The organism is Halobacillus sp. BBL2006 (assembly GCF_000786645.1).
Taxonomy (GTDB): domain Bacteria; phylum Bacillota; class Bacilli; order Bacillales; family Halobacillaceae; genus Halobacillus.
The window spans coordinates 1-1657 of sequence record NZ_JRNX01000685.1; the positions used below are offsets into that span (position 1 = coordinate 1).

General features: G+C 45.3%; 1 protein-coding gene. It reads left to right on the plus strand.

Annotated features, from left to right (window positions below; all coding sequences use genetic code 11):
* On the plus strand, positions 1–1450 hold a 1450-nt coding region (locus tag LD39_RS18260; protein ID WP_035551304.1), incomplete at its 5' end, for a vitamin B12 dependent-methionine synthase activation domain-containing protein.
* Between the last annotated feature and the right edge of the window lie 207 nt (positions 1451–1657).

The window sequence follows — 1657 nt, forward strand, 5'->3', positions numbered from 1 at the left end:
AGAAGTCGGCCGCCTTTTCAATGATAACCAGCTGATCGTAGCAGAAGTTCTCCAAAGCGCAGAGGTGATGAAAGCTTCCGTCGCTTTTCTAGAACCACATATGGAGAAGCAAGATTCCTCGAATAAAAAAGGAAAGGTCTTGCTCGCGACAGTGAAGGGCGACGTTCATGATATCGGGAAAAATTTAGTAGAAATTATTTTAAGCAACAACGGTTTTGAAGTCGTTGATTTAGGCATAAAAGTTACTCCATCCGACTTGATTAAGCAAGTACAAAGCGAAAAACCGGATATTATTGGATTATCAGGACTGCTCGTTAAATCTGCTCAGCAAATGGTACTGACCGCACAAGACTTGAAGCAGCAAAAAATCTCTTTGCCAATTCTCGTTGGCGGAGCCGCTCTATCCCGTAAATTTACGAACACAAAAATTTCACCTGAATACGAAGGTGCCGTTTTATATGCAAAAGATGCAATGGATGGACTATCCCTATCCAATCAGTTGAGTAACGAGGAAAGCAGAGTAAAGCTGTTGGATGAACATAAAAAGAAACAAGAAGCTGCCTTATCGCGTGCTTCGGTTCAACGCTCTTCATCGGAATCAGCCACAGCGGTTGCTGTTAAACCAAAATCGACTGTTTCAACGACCGTACCAGTCTATTATCCTCATGATTTTGAGCGTCACCTCATCAGTGATTATCCGGTGGCTCAAATCGAGCCATTCATCAACATGCAAATGCTGATTGGTCATCACCTTGGGCTTAAAGGAAGAATTTCAAAACTGTTGGAGGAAAAAAATGAAAAAGCCGTGCATCTGAAAGAAGTCGTTGATGGACTGTTGGCAAAGGCAAAAGCCGAACGATGGATCCGTCCATCCGCCATCTATCAATTCTTCCCGGCTCAATCAGACGGGAATGATGTGATCATATACGATCCAAGCGATAAAACAACCGTAATCGAGCGGTTCACGTTTCCAAGACAACCTAAAGAACCTTTTCTTTGCCTTGCTGATTATATACGCTCAGTATCGAGCGGGGAGATGGATTATGTCGGCTTCTTTTCAGTCACAGCTGGAAAGGGGATCCGGCAACGCGCTGTCGAACTGAAGGAAAACGGCCAGTATTTAGAAAGTCACGCTCTGCAAGCTCTTGCTCTGGAAACGGCGGAAGGATTAGCCGAGCATATCCACCAGCTCATGCGGGATAAATGGGGCTTCCCTGACCCGACGGATTTCACAATGCAGGAACGATTTTCTGCCAAATACCAGGGGCAGAGATATTCCTTCGGCTATCCTGCCTGTCCAGACCTTGAGGATCAGAAGAAGCTTTTCCAACTGATCCGACCTGAAGATATCGGGGTCGAATTGACTGATGGTTTTATGATGGAACCGGAAGCATCGGTCACAGCGATGGTGTTTGCCCATCCAGAAGCCCGTTACTTCAATGTTCATTAGAGGAAAATCATAAGCGTTCTGCTCATCACTGATAAGGTTGACCAGAAAAACGTCCAGAGAATTTCCTCTGGACGTTTTTGTATGGAAAAATATTCCCCACCCGCATGCATTCAATGCTTTTCTTCTTACATAAAAGCTCCCGATTGTTGAAGACTCAGTTTCGAGATATCTGGGTCCGTTACTGGAGCGGGGCTAGGGATGGCGGGG